Source organism: Microbacterium sp. 11MF (assembly GCF_000383475.1).
Taxonomy (GTDB): Bacteria; Actinomycetota; Actinomycetes; order Actinomycetales; family Microbacteriaceae; genus Microbacterium; species Microbacterium aquilitoris.
In genome coordinates this window covers 668,354-684,977 of the sequence record NZ_KB911459.1, presented here as the reverse complement: position 1 = coordinate 684,977, position 16,624 = coordinate 668,354, and the positions used below count along the sequence as shown (strand labels likewise).

The following is a 16,624-nucleotide window of genomic DNA, read 5'->3' as shown; positions in this document are numbered from 1 at the left end:
GGTCCGGCCTCAACGACCCTAACTCGCTCATCAACGCTGACAAGACCGTCTGGAGAACTGTTTGTATGAACGTAACATTGCGTGACCTGCTCGCAAAATGCCTGTGAACGCGCCGCAAAACCGCCAGTACGCTCAGCCCGCAGCGCCGCTGATTATCACGGCGCCCAGTGCCCAGAGCGCCAGTAACAGCAACACGCCGAGGGTGGGGAGATCCCACCTGCGCGAGACCCGTGTGGTGGAACCGGTTTCGGCGGCCGCCAGCCACTGTTCGCGGATCAGCTCGAGGTCACGGAGCGCGGGAGGGATGCGCGCGCGGGGGTTGTCCGCGGCCCGGACGCCCGGGCGGGCCGGGCGACCCGCCACCGGGCCGCCGAACGCATTGACGATCCGCCCGTCATCCAGGGTGAACCTGACCTGGTAACGGACGCCGACGTCGCTCACCCGGGCCCACGGGATGCGCACGATGCGCAGGAGATTCTGCACGGTCGCGCCGTCGGCGTCGATGGAGACATGGGACGCGAACATCGCGACATAGATGAACCAGACGACCAGGAGGAGCCAGGGCGCCAGCAGGAGCATCTCGGCCCAGCCCGCACGCACGACCGCGTCGCCCAGGAGCAGGAGCGCGGCGATCGACGCCAGGATGAGCGCGGCCATCCCCGACGGGGCGCGGAACACCCGCGGCGAGGCGGCCGGGGATGATCCCGAGCCCGCCTCGCCGTGTCGAGGGGTGTTGCTCACAGGTTTCCGCCGAGCGGGATCTCCGCACCCGGGATGGCGGCGAGGAGCCGCTTCGTGTAGTCCTCCGCCGGCGACGCGAAGATCTCGTCGACGGTGCCCTGCTCGACGACGCGACCCTGCTCCATGACGCAGACGAGGTCGGCGGCCACACGCACGACGGCGAGGTCGTGCGTGATGAAGAGGTAGGTCAGGTCGAGCTCGGACTGCAGCTCGGCGAGCAGGCGCAGGATCTGGTCCTGAACGAGCACATCGAGCGCCGAGACGGCCTCGTCGAGGACGACGATCGACGGCTTGAGCGCGAGGGCGCGCGCGATGGCGATGCGCTGACGCTGGCCCCCGGAGAGCTCGTTCGGGTAGCGCCAGGCGACCTCACGCGGGAGCGACACCTGGTCGAGCAGCTCGAACACCCTCTCGCGACGCGACTTCTCGTCGCCCACGCCGTGCACGCGCAGCGGCTCGGCGATGAGAGCGCCGATGCTGCGCAGGGGGTCGAGCGAGCCGTAGGGGTCCTGGAAGACGGGCTGCATACGGCTGCGCAGCCCGAAGACCTCCTTGCGGCTCATGCCCGACGTGTCCGCGCCGTCGACGAGGACGGAGCCGCTCGTCGGCTTCTCGAGCTGCAAGACCATCTTGGCGACGGTCGACTTGCCCGAACCGGACTCCCCCACCAGTGCGAGGGTCTTGCCGCGCGGGATCTGGAAGGACACACCGTCGACCGCACGGAACGGTTCGCTGCGGAACCCGCCTGAACGGATCTTGTACTCCTTGACGAGATCGCGGACCTCGACGACGGGCTTGGCGTCCACGACCTCCTCGAGGTGCTCGACACCGCGACGCTCGGCGACCGCCTGGATGCGCTGCGAGGCGATGCTCGGGGCGGCCGCGACGAGGCGCTGCGTGTACGGATGCTGCGGAGCCTCGAGGATCGCTCGGCTCGGACCGGACTCGACGATCTCGCCCTGGTTCATGACGATGATGCGATCGGCACGCTCTGCGGCGAGGCCGAGGTCGTGCGTGATGAACAGGACGGCCGTCCCCTTCTCGCGGGTCAGCGAGGCCAGGTGGTCGAGGATGACGCGCTGCACGGTGACGTCGAGCGCACTCGTCGGCTCGTCCGCGATCAGGAGCTTGGGGTCGGCTGCGAGGCCGATGCCGATGAGCGCCCGCTGACGCATCCCGCCGGAGAACTGGTGCGGGAACTGGTGCATGCGACGCTCGGCATCGGCCAGCCCCGCCTGCTTCAGGACCTCGATCGCGCGGGCGCGGGCCTCCTTGCGGTTGGATGCCAGGCCGTTGGCGCGGACCGCCTCCTCGACCTGGAATCCGATCGACCAGACCGGGTTCAGGTTGGACATCGGGTCCTGCGGGACGTAGCCGATGTCGCGTCCGCGGATGGACTCCATCTCACGGCGGCTGGCGCCGAGGAGGTCCACACCGTCGAGCGTGACGGACCCGCCCGTGACCGCTCCCGTACCCGGGAGCAGGTTGATGACGGCGGCTGCCGTCGTCGACTTGCCCGACCCGGACTCCCCGACGATGGCGACGGTCTCGCCCGGGAAGACATCGAGGTCGACACCGTGCAGGACCTCGCGCGCCTTCTTGCCCGTGCCGAACGACACGGTGAGGTCACGGATCTGCAGAAGGGGCTGCGACACGACGCTCTCCTTGGTGCTGCTGCGCAGACGCGCGCGGCTGGTGGGGTTCTCGATATCGCTCATCGCTGGGCCCTCGACTTCGGGTCGACGGCGTCGCGGAGGAGCTCACCGAGGGTGATGAACGCGAGCACCGTGACGGTAAGCGCCAGGGAGGGCCAGAACAGAGCCAACGGAGCAGAACGGATCTGCGTCTGCGCCTGGCTGATGTCGGCACCCCATGACACAGTCGCCCCTCCGAGCCCGACTCCGAGGAAGGACAACGTCGATTCCGCGACGATGGCCGTGCCGAGACTCAGCGTCGTCACGACGATGACGGGCGCCATCGCATTCGGCAGAACGTGCGTGAGCATAGTGCGGAACCGGGAGAGGCCGATGGAGATCGACGCCGTCACATAGTCCGACTGCTTCACGCGCAGAACCTCTGCCCGAGCGATGCGGGCGGTGCTCGCCCAGGAGAACCCTCCGATGGCGAGGGCGAGGACGAACTCGTTGCGGTAGTCCGCCAGCACCGACATGACGACGACGGCGGCGATGATGTAAGGGATCGTGAAGAAGACGTCACCGACTCGCGACAGCAGGGAATCGAGGAACCCGCCGTAGAAACCGGCCAAGGCGCCCATGATGACCCCGATCACCGTCGAGATGGCGGTGGCCATCACGCCGACCAGGACCGACGTGCGAGTGCCGTGAACCAGGCGCGACCAGATGTCGCAGCCGAGGAAGTTGTAGCCGAGCGGGTGGCCCGCGGACGCATCCGCGTTGCTGTTCGCGAGGTCGCACGCCGCGCCGGAAGGCCCCACAGACGTGAACAGGTTCGGCACGACAGCCATCACGATGATGAAAACGCAGAGAACGACCGAGACCCAGAAGGTCGGACGGCGCCGCAAGTCGCGCCAGGCGTCGAGCCAGAGGTTGCTCTTCTTGTCGCTGAGGTGGAGCTGGTCGACCACCACGGTTTCGGTCTGCGCGGCAGCAACGTAGTGGGTGGAGTTACTTGACATAGCGGATCCTCGGGTCGAGCAGGCCGTAGAGAAGGTCGACGACTAGGTTCACCAACACGTAGATCACGACGAATATCGTGACGAAGGAGACGATGGTGGGGGTTTCCCGACTCGTGATGGCTCTGAACAGGGTGTTGCCGACACCGGGCACGTTGAAGATGCCCTCCGTGACGGTGGCGCCGACCATGAGAACGCCGAACTGGGTTGCGGTGTCCGTCACCATAGGGATCATCGAGTTGCGGAGGACGTGCACGGGGATGACGCGACGACGCGACAGGCCCTTCGAGTACGCCGTGCGCACCCAGTCCTGGCCCAGGGTCTCGATCATCGACGCGCGCGTGAGCCGCATGCTCGAGGCGTAGATGCTCAGACCCAGGACGATGGCGGGAAGCCACAGGTCGCCCCAGTCGTTCTGGCCCCCGACCGTCGGGCGGAACCACCCCAGCTGGACACCGAGGAAGTACTGCGCGAGGAAGCACAGGACGAAAATCGGGATCGCGATGAAGATGAGAGCGGTCACGAGAGCGCCGTTGTCGAAGATCGAGCCCTTCCAGATCGCCGACAGGGCACCGATGATGAGTGCCAGGACGAAGGCGATTGCGACCGACATAACGGCGAGTCGCATCGTGACGGGTACCGTCCGGGCGAGGACGTCGTTGACGCTCTGGCCCGAGAAGGTGGTGCCGAAGTCGAACCGGAAGATGCCAGCCAGGTAGTTCGCGTACTGGACGATGAACGGGTCGTTCAGACGGTACTGCTCGCGAATAGCGTCGATGACGGCTTGAGGTGGCTGCTTGTCGCCGAACAGCGAGGCGATCGGGTCACCCGGAAGGCCGAAGACCATGAAATAGATCAACAGGGTCGCCCCGAGGAATACGGGGATCACCTGCAGAATCCGTCGGAGGATGTAATAGGCCACCCTCGGCCCCCTTTCAGGGAAAAGACGTTGCTGTGCTGACGCACGAAGAAGGGCCCCGCAGCGCGGCGCCCCTGAGGTTCCCATCCTCGGACCGGAATCCTGAGAGAACGGTGAGATGAACGGGTCACGCCACGAGGCGGTGACGGGTGACCGTCACCGCCTCGTGTGAGGTGATGCTGTTTATGAGATTACTTGGTGATCTCGTAGTAGAGGGGCACTGAGTTCCAGCCGAACTCCACGTTCTTCACGCCGTCGGCCCAACCGCCGTTGACGTTGGAGTACCAGAGCGGGATGGCGGGGAGGTCCTCGAAGAGGACCGACTGAGCCTCGAGGAGGGTGGAGTTGCGTGCAGCCTCATCCGTCTCGCTGATGCCCTTGGCGAGCAGGTCGTCGAACTTCTTGTCCGAGTACTTGCCGTCGTTGGATCCTGCACCGGTTGCGTACAGCGGGCCGAGGAAGTTGTACAGACCGGGGTAGTCCGCCTGCCAGCCGGAGCGGAAGGCATCGACCTTCTCGTTGTCGCGGGCGTCGAGGTAGGTCGCGAAGTCCGGGAACGGCTTGCCGACGGCCTTGATGCCGAGTGTCTTCGAGATCGAGTTCGCGACCGCGTCGACCCACGTCTGGTGGCCGCCGTCAGCGTTGTACGAGATCGTGAAGTCTTCGCCGCTGTACGGCTTGATCGCGTCGGCCTGGTCCCACAGCTCCTTGGCGAGCTCCGGGTCGTAGTCGAGGACGTCGTTGCCCGGAACGGAGTCGCTCCAGCCGTCGATGACGGGCGAGGTGAAGTCCTTCGCCGGCGTGCGCGTGCCCTTGAACACCACGTCGGTGATCTGGTCCCGGTTGATCGAGTGCGAGATCGCCGCGCGGCGGAGCTTGCCCTCTTCGTCGGTCTGGAAGCCGTCGAGCCACTCGGGGATGGTCAGCGACTGGAAAATCGCGGCCGGCTGGTTGACCGAGCGGTCGGGGAGGTCGGTCTTGTAGCTCTCGAGGGCACTGTCGGGGATCGCGTCAAGGACGTCGAGGTTGCCGCCGAGCAGGTCAGTGTAGGCGCTGTCCTGAGTCGAGTAGAAGACGATGTCCAGGCCACCGTTCTTCGGCGTACGAGGACCGTCATAGCTGTCGTTTGGAACGAGATCGATCCGAACGTTGTGCTCCCACGCGCCTTCCTTGGCGAGCTTGTACGGGCCGTTGCCGATCGGGTTCTCACCGAAGGCCTTCATGTCCTCGAACGCCACCTTGGGGAGCGGGAAGAATGCAGAGTAGCCGAGACGCTGCGCGAAGTCCGAGGCGGGCTTGTTCAGCGTGATGGTGAAGGTCTGGTCGTCGACCTTCTTGAGTCCGGAGAGCTTCTCGACGTCCTTCTCGTAGCTGAAGCCCTCGATGTCCTCGAAGAAGTACGAGGCGTTCTGCTTGTTGGCCAGTCGAGCACCGTAGTTCCAGGCATCGATGAAGCTATCGGCGGTGACGGGGTCTCCGTTGGAGAACGTCACACCATCGCGGAGCGTGACGGTGAGCTGCGTGGGCGAGTCGACGGCGATGTCCTCGGCCACGTCGTTCTCGACCGAGCCGTCGGCCTTGTACGAGATGAGGCCGGCGAAGATCGAGTCGACGACCTTGCCGCCACCGGTCTCGTTCGTGTTGGTGGGGATGAGCGGGTTCTGGGGCTCCGAGCCGTTGGTCGTGATGACCTCGGTCGTGGTGCCGCCGGACGAGTTGTCGTCCGTGTTGGTGTCGCCACCGCTGCTCGCGCAGCCTGCGAGAACCAGGCTGGTGGCGCCGAGCAGGGCGAGGCCCGCCACGCCGATCTTGTTGCGCTTCAAAGTGTCCTCCATGAGACCTAATGAAAGCCCGGGTCGAGGCTTAGCGACCCAGGCGTGATGAGAAGCACACTAAGCAGGCTGAGCGCAATGCGACAAATCCCTCACAAGACCGTTACACAGCCTTTACTTGGGAACCTCTGGATAAAGCAGTCTGATCGGTGGGGCCCCGCAGCATCCCGCACTCGTGCGGACGTGGCATCCTGACCGGATGGCCGCTTTCACGGACTCCCCCGCCGCCACGTCCACGCCGTCACGCGCGCGTCTGTGGTGGGAGATCGGGATCGTTCTCGCCCTTTCGCTGGGCCGGTCGGCGGTGTATTCGGTGCTCGCACTCATCGAGGCGCTGACCCGCGCGCCCCTCGGCGATCAGCAGACCTCGCTCAATCCGGGTGCGGCGCCGTCCGCGGTGTGGGACGTCATCGGCCAGTTCCTCGACGCGTTCTTCGCCTTCGCGCCCGTGGCGCTGGCGATCTATCTGCTCTGGGAGCCGGCCCGTTCCGGCTTCGCCAAGATCGGCCTGACCTTCGAGCGGTTCGGACGCAACCTCGGTGGTGGCGCGCTCCTCGTCCTCGTGATCGGCGTGCCGGGTCTCGGTCTCTATGCGCTCGGCCGCGTCATGGGCATCACCGTCCAAGTGGATGCCTCGCCGATCGATTCCTCCTGGTGGACGGTGCCGCTCCTGCTTCTCGCCGCGCTCCGAGCCGGCCTTCTCGAAGAGGTCATCATGGTGGGATACCTGTTCGACCGGCTGCGTCAGCTGGGCTGGAACACGTGGGCGATCATTCTGTCGACCGCCGCGCTGCGGGGCTCGTACCACGCGTACCAGGGCTTCGGTCCGCTCATCGGGAACATGGCGATGGGGGTCGTGTTCGGCTGGGTCTACTCGCGGTGGGGTCGGGTCATGCCCCTCGTCGTCGCGCACGTGCTGATCGACATCGTGGCGTTCGTCGGGTACCCCCTCGCCGCCGCGTGGTGGCCGGGGGTGTTCGGACCGCCGGCGTAGGGTTCCGGGGTCGGGTTCCGGGTTCCGGGAGACTGCTCGGTCGCGCCGAGACTGCGGCGTGGGGCCGCGGTCTCGTGGGCCGCGTGCAGTCTCGTGGAGGGGACCGGGGGCGGCGGACGGTTCCTCCACCGCGAGGCCGGCGGGCGGGGTGTCCACGGGGCGTGCTGCTGTGGCGGTCAGGACGGTGACGGCTCGGGACCATCGGGGCCATGCCCGTGATCGCCGATCCCCTGCCCGTCGTCCGTCGCGCTCCCGTCGCGTGCCCCGTTCCGCTCCTGCGGGCGCGGGACGTGCCCCACGCCGCGCGCATCGCGGCACGCGGCGAGCTCGTGTCCGTCGTGCGCGGCGTCTACACGCCGATCACGGAGTGGCGACCGCTGGCCCCGTGGGACCGATACGTGGCCCGCATCCACGCCACGATCCTCGTGCACCCGGGGCTCGTCCTGAGCCATGAGTCGGCCGCGGCGATCTGGGGGATGCCGATCCTCGGCGATCCCGGCGTTGTCCACGCCCTGAGCGATCCGACCCGCACCTCGCGCCTGCACGCGGGCCTCCGCATGCACACGACGACGGGCGCGCGGGACGTCGTGGACCTCGGCGGGTTCGCCGCCGTCTCGCCGTCGGACTGCGCCGTCGATCTCGCGCGAGCTCGGCACGTCGTGGTGGGGCTCATCGCAGCCGACGCCGCACTGCGACTGGATCCGGCGGCATCCGTGGAGTCGCTCGTCGAGCAGAACGAGCAGCGACCGAGTTCGCGGGGGCGCCGCATCGCCCGGTGGCCCTTGCATCGTGCCCGGGCGGAGGCGGAGTCCACGCTCGAGTCCGCGAGCCGGGCGATCATCGAACTGCTCGGCTACGAGGAACCCGAGCTGCAGACGGAGTGGAGCGGACCGGGCGCGACCGATCGCTCCGACTTCTGGTGGCCCGGATCGGAGATCGTCGGTGAGGCGGACGGCGACCTCAAATACGACGGCCGGTTCGGCGACCGGGCGTCGTTGTTGCGCGCGCGCCGTGAGCGGGACCACAGACTCCGGTCACGCGGCATCCGGTCGGTCCTGCACTGGGGCTGGTCGGACCTCGTCGACCCCGATGCGCTGGACGGGATCCTCCGCGGCGCAGGTCTTCCGCGCATCGCGCTCCCCGACCCGTACCGTCTCGCGACGGCTCGCGCCGCGCTCGCGCCGCGTCTCCCCGCCGCGAGACTGCACGCACGCGCCGAGACCGGGGCCTGAAGCCGCGGTCTCGTGCGCTGCGTGCAGTCTCGGGGGCGGGCCGGGCTCGTGCGGCGGCGCTCCGGGGTCCGCGGGGGCGACAGCATCCCGCGCCGCGAGACTGCACGGACGCGCCGAGACCGAGGTGTTAGCCCGCGGTCTCGGCGTCAGCGTGCAGTCTCGCGAAAGAACGCGCGGGGCCCGGCCGCCTCAGGCGAAGGCCTCGATCGGGGGGCAGGCGCAGACGAGGTTGCGGTCGCCGTAGGCGTTGTCGATGCGGCGGACGGGCGGCCAGTACTTCGTGCGCACGATGCCGGGTACGGGGTACACGGCGATCTCGCGGGGGTACGGATGCGCCCACTCGCTGGTGATGACGGATGCCGCGGAGTGCGGCGCGTTCACCAGCGGGTTGTCGTTCGCCGGCCACTCCCCCGCGGCCACGGCATCCGCTTCGGCCCTGATCGCGATCATCGCCTCGACGAAGCGGTCGAGCTCGGCGAGGTCCTCGGACTCCGTCGGCTCCACCATGAGCGTCCCCGCGACCGGGAACGACATCGTCGGGGCGTGGAAGCCGTAGTCGATGAGCCGCTTGGCGACGTCGTCGACCGTGATGCCCGTGGCCTCCTTGAGCGGACGCAGGTCGAGGATGCACTCGTGCGCGACGAGCCCGCCCTCACCCGCGTACAGCACCGGGTAGTGGCCCTCCAGGCGACGCGCGACGTAGTTCGCCGCGAGCACCGCGGCGGCGGTCGCCTGACGAAGGCCGTCGGCGCCCATCATCCGCACGTACGCCCACGAGATCGGCAGAATGGATGCCGAGCCGTAGGGCGCCGCCGAGACCGGACCGCCGTCGAACACGTGACCGCCGGCGTGCTCGGCTCGCTGCGCCATCGGGTGGGAGGGCAGGAACGGGGCGAGGTGCGCCTTCGCCGCGACGGGGCCCACACCGGGTCCGCCGCCGCCGTGCGGGATCGCGAACGTCTTGTGCAGGTTCAGGTGCGACACGTCGCCCCCGAGGTCGCCGAAGCGGGCGAACCCGAGCAGCGCGTTGAGGTTCGCACCGTCGACGTACACCTGACCGCCCGCGGCGTGGACGGCGCCGGTGATGTCCATGACGTCGTGCTCGTAGACGCCGTGCGTCGACGGGTACGTGATCATGAGCGCCGCGAGGCTGTCGGCGTGCGTCTCGACCTTGGCTCGTAGATCCGCCAGGTCGACGTTGCCGGCCTCGTCGCACGCGACGACGACGACCCGCATCCCCGCGAGGACGGCGGATGCCGCGTTGGTGCCGTGCGCGGACGACGGGATGAGGCAGACGTCCCGGTGCAGGTCGCCGCGCGAGTGGTGATAGCCGCGGATGGCGAGGAGCCCCGCGAGCTCGCCCTGCGACCCGGCGTTCGGCTGCAGCGAGACCGCGTCGTACCCGGTGACCTCGGCGAGCCACGCCTCGAGCTGCTCGATCATGACGAGGTAGCCCGCGACGTCGTCGGCCGGCGCGAACGGGTGGACCCGCGCGAACTCGGGCCACGACACCGCCGCCATCTCGGTCGCCGCGTTGAGCTTCATCGTGCACGAGCCGAGCGGGATCATGCCGCGGTCGAGCGCGTAGTCGCGGTCGGCGAGCTGCTTCAGGTACCGCATCATGGCGGTCTCGGAGCGGTGCGTGTTGAACACCGGATGCGTCAGGTACTCGTCCACGCGACGGAGAGCCGCCGGCAGGTGGGCGTTCCGGTCCCGGAGGGGAACGAAGACCTTCGACGAGTCGACGCCGAAGACGGATGCCACGGCCTGCAGGTCCGCGACGGTCGTCGTCTCGTCAACCGAAATCCCGACCGAGTCGCTGTCGCGGAACCACAGCTGGTAGCCGCGGCGGCGCGCATCGGCGATGACGTCCTCCGCGCGTCCCGGAGTGCGGACCACGAGCGTGTCGAAGTACGCCTCGTGCAGGACCTCGGCGCCCGACCCGACCAGCCAGTCGCGCAGGAGCGACGCCTTGGCGGTGGTCTCCTCGGCGATCCGCTTGAGCCCGTCGGGGCCGTGGTAGACGGCGTACATCGCGGCCATGACGGCCAGCAGCACCTGGGCGGTGCAGATGTTCGACGTCGCCTTCTCGCGGCGGATGTGCTGCTCCCGGGTCTGCAGCGACAGACGGTAGGCGGGCTGGCCCGCGGCATCCATCGACACGCCGACCAGGCGCCCCGGCAGCTGACGCTCGAGACCGGCGCGGACGGCCATGTAGCCGGCGTGCGGTCCGCCGAAGCCCATGGGCACGCCGAAGCGCTGCGTCGTCCCGACGGCGACGTCCGCGCCCATCGATCCCGGGGAGCGCAGGAGCGTGAGCGCGAGGAGGTCGGCCGCGACGACGACGAGCCCCTTCTGCGCCTGCACGGCGGCGATGACGTCAGACGGGTCCCAGACCCGACCGGTCGCGCCGGGGTACTGCACGAAGGCGCCGAACGCCTCGGGGACCTCGGGGACCTCGGGGACCTCGGCGAAATCGGTCTCGAGGATCTCGACGCCGACGGCGGCGGCGCGGTGGTGCAGCAGCGCTTTCGTCTGCGGCATCGCGTCGGCGTCGACGAGGAACACGTTCGACGCGGACTTCGAGGCGCGGCGAGCGACCAGCATTCCCTCGACGACGGCCGTCGATTCGTCGAGCATCGACGCATTGGCGGTCGCGAGGCCCGTGAGGTCGGTCACCATCGTCTGGAAGTTGATGAGCGCCTCGAGGCGGCCCTGCGAGATCTCGGGCTGGTACGGCGTGTACGCCGTGTACCAGGACGGGTTCTCGAGGACGTTCCGCTGGATGACCGACGGGGTCAGCGTGTCGTAGTAGCCGAGGCCGATCATCGCGCGCGCGGAGCGGTTCTGCGACGCGAGTTCGCGGAGCTCCGCGAGCGCCTCCGCCTCGGTCGCCGCGGGCGGGATGATGCTGTCGCGCTCGGCGACGTGGATCGCATCGGGCACAGCCGTGCTGACGAGACCCTCGACCGAGTCGCGGCCGAGGACGCGGAGCATCTCGGCCTGCGCGGCCGAGTCGGTGCCGATGTGGCGGTCGCGGAAGGTCGAGCTCACGCGTCGCCGCCCGTCAGTGCGACGTAGGCGTCGCGATCGAGGAGGTCGCCCGAGGGCGCCCCGTCGACCTTGATCTTGACGAGCCACGCGTCGAAGGCACCGGCGTTGACGGAGGACGGGTCGTCCACGACGGCGTCGTTGACCTCGACGACCTCTCCGGTCAGCGGCGCGTAGAGCTCGCCGACGGACTTGGTCGACTCGATCTCGCCGCAGGTGTCGCCCGCGGTGACGGCGGTGCCGACGGCGGGGAGCTCGACGAAGACGACGTCACCGAGCTTCTCGGCGGCGTAGTCGGTGATGCCGACGGTCGCGACGTCGCCGTCGAAGGCGATCCACTCGTGCTCGGCGGTGTAGGACAGGGCGGTGAGGTCGGTCATTTCTGTCTCCGGTAGAAGGGGAGGGCGGTGACGGTCGCGGGGATGCGGGTCCCCCGGACGTCGATGGTCAGGACGGTGCCCTCAGCGGATGCCGAGGGGTGGACGAGGGCCATCGCGACGGGATGGCCGAGGGTCGGGCTGAGGGCTCCCGAGGTGATCTCGCCGACGGTCTCGTCGCCGGAGAGCACGGCGTAGCCGGCACGACCGGCGCGGCGGCCCTCGGCGGCGAGACCGACGAGGACGGGGGCGCCGTCGAGGTCGCGGGCGGCGAGACCGTCCTTGCCGACGAACTCCTCCTTGTCGAGGGCGACGACGCGGCCGAGCCCGGCCTGCGCGGGGGCGATGTCCCGCGAGAGCTCGTGGCCGTAGAGCGGCATCCCCGCCTCCAGGCGGAGCGTGTCGCGGGCGGCGAGGCCCGCGGGCACGAGCCCGTGCACGGCGCCCGCCTCGGAGACGGCGTGCCAGAGGCCCTCGGCGGTCTCGTTCGGCACCATGAGTTCGAAGCCGTCCTCGCCGGTGTACCCGGTACGGGCGACGAACAGGCTCCGACCCTGGAACGACCCGAGCGCCCAGGAGTAGTAGGTCATGTCCGCGAACGCGGGATCGACGTCCTCGATCCCCGCGGTGGCTTCGAGGATGCCGCGGGCCGCCGGGCCCTGCACGGCGATGAGCGACATCCGGTCGGTGATGTCCTCGATGCGCGCGTCACCGGCCTCGACGGCGGCGAAGGCGGCCGCGACCTCGGCACGGTTGCCCGCGTTGGAGATGACGAGGAACTCGTCCTCGGTGATGCGGTACACGATGACGTCGTCGACGATGCCGCCGTCGTCCGCAAGGACGAGGGAGTACTTGGCCTTTCCCACCTTCATCGTCGAGAGCCGACCCGCGAGGGCACGGTCGAGGAAGTCCGCCGCCCCCGCACCCTCGATGCGGAACTCCGCCATGTGCGAGATGTCGAACAGTCCCGCGCTCCCCCGCACGGCGTGGTGCTCCGCGAGGTCCGACGTGTAGCGGACGGGCATCAGCCAGCCGCCGAAATCGGTGAAGGATGCGCCGAGCCGCTCGTGCAGCTCATGCAGCGGCGATCGCCGCGGCTCGGTCGTGGTCTCGGTCATGCCGTCTCCGCTCAACATTCCACGACGCTGACCGCGAGGCCGCCGAGCGCCGTCTCCTTGTACTTGCTGCTCATGTCCCGCCCCGTCTCGCGCATGGTCACGATGACCTCATCGAGCGAGACGCGATGGGTGCCGTCGCCCCACAGCGCCATCTTGGCGGCGTTGATCGCCTTCGCCGCGGCGATCGCGTTACGTTCGATGCACGGGATCTGCACGAGACCGCCGATCGGGTCGCACGTGAGGCCGAGATTGTGCTCCATCGCGATCTCGGCGGCGTTCTCGACCTGCCGGGGCGTCCCTCCCAGGACCTCCGCGAGTCCCGCGGCCGCCATCGACGACGCGGAACCGACCTCGCCCTGGCAACCGACCTCGGCACCCGAGATCGAGGCACGCGCCTTGTAGAGGACGCCGATCGCGGCCGCGGTGAGCAGGAAGGGGATGACGACCTCGTCGCGAGACCGCCCCTTCGCCGCGTAATGGGTCGCGTAGTGCAGGACGGCGGGGATGATCCCCGCGGCGCCGTTCGTCGGTGCGGTCACGATCCGCCCGCCGGACGCGTTCTCCTCGTTGACCGCGAGGGCGACGAAGTTCACCCACTCCTGCCAGAGGGCGGGATCGTCGCCCGTCGGGTCGTCGAGGCGCAGCCTGTTGCGCCAGGCGGGCGCGCGGCGCGGGACCCGCAGGCCGCCCGGCAGCATCCCCTCGCGCGAGGCACCTGAGACGACGCTCTCGCTCATGACATCGGCGAGATGCAGGATGCCGCCGTCGATCTCGTCGCCGGTGCGGGAGACGAGTTCGTTGCGGCGCTGGATCTCGGCCATCGACAGGTCCTCGCGGTCGCAGTGGGCGAGGAGCTCCGCCGCGGTCTCGAAGGGGAACGGGACGGATGCCGTCGCCGCCGCCTGCGCCTGCTCGCCGTCGCGCACGATGAAGCCGCCGCCGGTCGAGTAGTAGACGGCGTCGTCGAGGAGGACATCCGCGGCATCCCAGGCCCGCAGCCGCAGCCCGTTGGTGTGCCCCGGGAGGATCGTGAGGGGGTGGAGGATGACGTCGTCCTCGCACAGCGGGACCTCGCCCGTGCCGCCCACCCGCACCCGACGCTCGTCGGCGATCGCGGCCGTCCGCTCCTCGACCTGGGCGGGCAGGACCACGTCGGGCTCGAGGCCCTCGAGCCCGAGCAGGACGGCGGTCAGCGTGCCGTGTCCGCGACCGGTCGCCGCGAGGGAGCCGTACAGATCGACCTGCACGCGGTTCGCCGCGTCGGCATCGATGCGGGAGACGAAGTCCGCGGCGGCTCGCATCGGTCCCACCGTGTGCGAGCTGGACGGCCCGATACCGACGGTGAAGAGGTCGAAGACGCCGATGCCCGGAGTCATCGCGATGATCGAGCGGGTGGGTGTGACGGTGGGAACAACGGAACTCCTGACGGCGCAGCGGGATGCGGGTGAGTTCCTCCCCCTCTGTCATCGGCCTGAGAGATTTCACGGGCGATGCCCGCTTGCCCCGTCGGCGGGCATCCGAGAATGCCGCTTTTCAGAGTGACCATGTCGGCTCGGTACGGGGGCCTGAGAGATTCCGGGGAGGGATTGCTCCTTCGGCAGCCACGAGGGCTTCTCCCGAGCAGACGCGATGGTCCGGTGTGCGATTGTGAGCGCGAGCCTATCATCGGGGCCCGCTGCGCCGATACGGCGTCAGTCGCTCGTGCACTCCCCCGACGAGACCGTCGCCGCGTCGGGTGAGACCTCCAGCGCGGGGCGGAGCTCGTCGGTCGTCATCGCGTAGCCGCGCGATGCGTCGTCCTGGCCTCGGGCGAAGACCACACCGGTCACTTCGCCCGCCTCGGTGAGCAGCGGTCCGCCCGAGTTGCCGGGCCGAACGTCCGCCTGGAGCGCGTAGATCTCGCGGGGCTGCGAGCTCTTCTCGTAGATGTCCGAGACGATCGCGTCGCCCACCGACAGCACGTATGCCGCACTGCTGGTGAACGGACCGCCGAGGGGGTACCCCTGCACGGCGACCGGTGTGCCGGCCGCCACGTCGCCCACGATCGGGAGCGGGCGGGCGTCGAGCCCCGAGACGCTGATGACCGCGAGGTCGTCGATCGGGTCGAAGTAGACGATTCGCCCCTCCTCGGCATCGCGACCGGGGAGCTCCACGAGCGGGGTGTCGACACCGGCCACGACGTGGGCGTTCGTGACGACGAGGTCGGTCGCCACCACGAAACCGGATCCCGTCAGGGACGCGCCGCATGCGTACGCGTTGCCGCTGATGCGGGCGACGGATGCCCCGGCCCGCTCGAGCTGCGGATCGTCGAGCGCGACCGGGGGCGCCGTCGGCTCGACTTCGGGGGCGAGCAGTTCGCCCACGCGCGGGATGCCCTCGTCGACGATGAATCCGCGGAACTCGGCGAGCGCCGAATCGACCGCCGGCGGGGTCAGGGCGTCGATGGCGCCGAGCACGCGCGAGGAGGCGACGGCGGGGGCGACCACCGGCATCCCGGATCCGACGATCGCCCCGCTCGCGAGGAGGAGGACGAGGGCGGCTGCGGCGGTGTTGACGAGGCCGCCCAGGATGCGGTCGAGCGGGGCGAGTTTGACCCGATCGACCCGTCGGCGCACGCGAGCGCCCACCGCCGTGCCGAGGGAAGCGAGGAGGACCACGATGGCCAGCGCGATGATCGCGAGCACGAGGCTGCGGTACTCCCACCCCGCGAAGGTCGGAGCGATGACGGGCGTCAGCCAGACAGCGAGGACGGCGCCGAGCACGACGCCGATCAGCGTGCCCGCCGTCGCGACGAGACCGCGCAGGAGTCCGCCGAACAGTGCGGCGATGAGCACGAGCACGACGATGATGTCGACGACGAGCACGGCGGCCTCCCTTGACGAGTCCGCCCGGGAGAGCCGGCGGTCACTCGTGATCAGCGTAGGACGCGGCTGCTGGGAAATCGGTTCGTGTCATCGTCCATGTTGCGGTTCGTGTCGAAGTGACCTTAAGATCGGTCCCGTACTTAAGGTCACCATGACAAGAACAACTCCCCCCGCTTCCATCGGCGTCGCCGTGTCGACGGTCATCTTCCGCCTGCGCCGCGAGGCCGACGACGCCCGCATCGAGCTGCCGCTCGTGCGCCGGACGCGCGACCCGCACGAGGGTCAGTGGGCTCTGCCCGGCGGGTGGGTGGACCCCGCGGAGAACCTCGAGGCCACGGCATCCCGCACCCTCGCAGAGACGACCGGGCTCTCACCGAGCTATCTCGAACAGCTCTACGCGTTCGGCGACCTCGGCCGCTCCCCCGGTCGGGTCGTCTCCATCGTGTACTGGGCGCTCGTGCGCGAGGACGTCACCGAAGCGACGGAACAGCACAATGTCGCCTGGTTCGATGCGACGGCCCTCCCCGCGCTCGCCTTCGATCACAACCACATCGTCGACTACGCCCTGTGGCGACTGCGCAACAAGGTCGGCTACAGCCGCATCGCCCACGGCTTCCTCCCGGACCGCTTCACCCTCGCCGAGCTGCGCGACGTGTACGAGGCGATCCTCGGCAGGCGCCTCGACCCCGCCAACTTCCGCCGCCAGGTGGAGGGATCCGACACCCTCATCCCCACCGACGACTTCCGCACCGGAAGCCACCGGCCCGCCCGCCTCTACCGCTACAACCAGGACGTCGAGTTGGCCGACCGCGGCCCGCTCCCGCAGTGAAGGACCCGAACCGA

The 16,624-nt window shown here is 69.1% G+C and carries 13 protein-coding genes and 2 riboswitches; of the genes, 3 read left to right on the top strand and 10 right to left on the bottom strand.

Annotated elements, in window-relative coordinates:
* Positions 1–132: 132 nt before the first annotated feature.
* From H286_RS0103280 to H286_RS0103260, 5 genes are all read right to left on the bottom strand, one after another.
* Positions 133–741, bottom strand: a complete 609-nt coding sequence (locus H286_RS0103280; RefSeq protein WP_020097092.1) for a PH domain-containing protein — start codon at positions 739–741, stop codon at positions 133–135.
* On the bottom strand, positions 738–2,459 hold the full coding sequence (locus tag H286_RS0103275) for an ABC transporter ATP-binding protein (RefSeq protein WP_020097091.1): 1,722 nt from the start codon (positions 2,457–2,459) through the stop codon (positions 738–740). Before H286_RS0103275 ends, H286_RS0103280 begins: the two co-directional genes overlap by 4 nt.
* Positions 2,456–3,397: an ABC transporter permease gene (locus H286_RS0103270; protein WP_028497380.1), complete on the bottom strand. Its 942-nt coding sequence runs from the start codon at positions 3,395–3,397 to the stop codon at positions 2,456–2,458. Before H286_RS0103270 ends, H286_RS0103275 begins: the two co-directional genes overlap by 4 nt.
* Entirely contained in the window at positions 3,387–4,316 is a 930-nt protein-coding gene (locus H286_RS0103265; RefSeq protein ID WP_028497379.1) for an ABC transporter permease, read from the bottom strand. The genes H286_RS0103270 and H286_RS0103265 overlap by 11 nt, the downstream gene beginning before the upstream one ends.
* A gap of 188 nt (positions 4,317–4,504) precedes the next feature.
* Entirely contained in the window at positions 4,505–6,148 is a 1,644-nt protein-coding gene (locus H286_RS0103260) for a peptide ABC transporter substrate-binding protein (RefSeq protein ID WP_036324044.1), read from the bottom strand.
* 196 nt (positions 6,149–6,344) lie between these two features.
* Here H286_RS0103260 and H286_RS0103255 point away from each other — a divergent pair, with 196 nt between their 5' ends.
* Positions 6,345–7,139 (top strand): CPBP family intramembrane glutamic endopeptidase, encoded by a 795-nt coding sequence (locus tag H286_RS0103255; RefSeq protein ID WP_018188291.1) that lies wholly within the window; start codon positions 6,345–6,347, stop codon positions 7,137–7,139.
* 209 nt (positions 7,140–7,348) lie between these two features.
* Positions 7,349–8,371, top strand: a complete 1,023-nt coding sequence (locus H286_RS0103250; protein ID WP_020097087.1) for a hypothetical protein — start codon at positions 7,349–7,351, stop codon at positions 8,369–8,371.
* 189 nt (positions 8,372–8,560) lie between these two features.
* Here H286_RS0103250 and gcvP read toward each other — a convergent pair whose 3' ends face one another.
* The 5 genes from gcvP to H286_RS0103225 form a co-directional block, all read right to left on the bottom strand.
* Positions 8,561–11,425 carry an aminomethyl-transferring glycine dehydrogenase gene (gene gcvP, locus H286_RS0103245; RefSeq protein WP_020097086.1) on the bottom strand — a complete coding sequence of 955 codons (2,865 nt, stop codon included), beginning with the start codon at positions 11,423–11,425 and terminating at the stop codon, positions 8,561–8,563.
* Positions 11,422–11,802: a glycine cleavage system protein GcvH gene (gcvH, locus tag H286_RS0103240; protein WP_018188294.1), complete on the bottom strand. Its 381-nt coding sequence runs from the start codon at positions 11,800–11,802 to the stop codon at positions 11,422–11,424. Before gcvH ends, gcvP begins: the two co-directional genes overlap by 4 nt.
* Entirely contained in the window at positions 11,799–12,917 is a 1,119-nt protein-coding gene (gcvT, locus tag H286_RS0103235) for a glycine cleavage system aminomethyltransferase GcvT (RefSeq protein WP_020097085.1), read from the bottom strand. The genes gcvH and gcvT overlap by 4 nt, the downstream gene beginning before the upstream one ends.
* Positions 12,918–12,928: 11 nt before the next feature.
* Positions 12,929–14,293 (bottom strand): L-serine ammonia-lyase, encoded by a 1,365-nt coding sequence (locus H286_RS0103230; RefSeq protein ID WP_020097084.1) that lies wholly within the window; start codon positions 14,291–14,293, stop codon positions 12,929–12,931.
* 74 nt (positions 14,294–14,367) lie between these two features.
* A riboswitch (glycine riboswitch) is annotated at positions 14,368–14,459 on the bottom strand.
* Position 14,460: 1 nt separating this feature from the next.
* A riboswitch (glycine riboswitch) is annotated at positions 14,461–14,546 on the bottom strand.
* A gap of 62 nt (positions 14,547–14,608) precedes the next feature.
* Positions 14,609–15,781, bottom strand: a complete 1,173-nt coding sequence (locus H286_RS0103225) for a MarP family serine protease (RefSeq protein ID WP_020097083.1) — start codon at positions 15,779–15,781, stop codon at positions 14,609–14,611.
* A gap of 151 nt (positions 15,782–15,932) precedes the next feature.
* Between H286_RS0103225 and H286_RS0103220 the strand changes: the two genes are divergently transcribed.
* Positions 15,933–16,610, top strand: coding sequence for an NUDIX hydrolase (locus tag H286_RS0103220; protein ID WP_028497378.1), 678 nt, complete (start codon positions 15,933–15,935; stop codon positions 16,608–16,610).
* Positions 16,611–16,624: the final 14 nt, after the last annotated feature.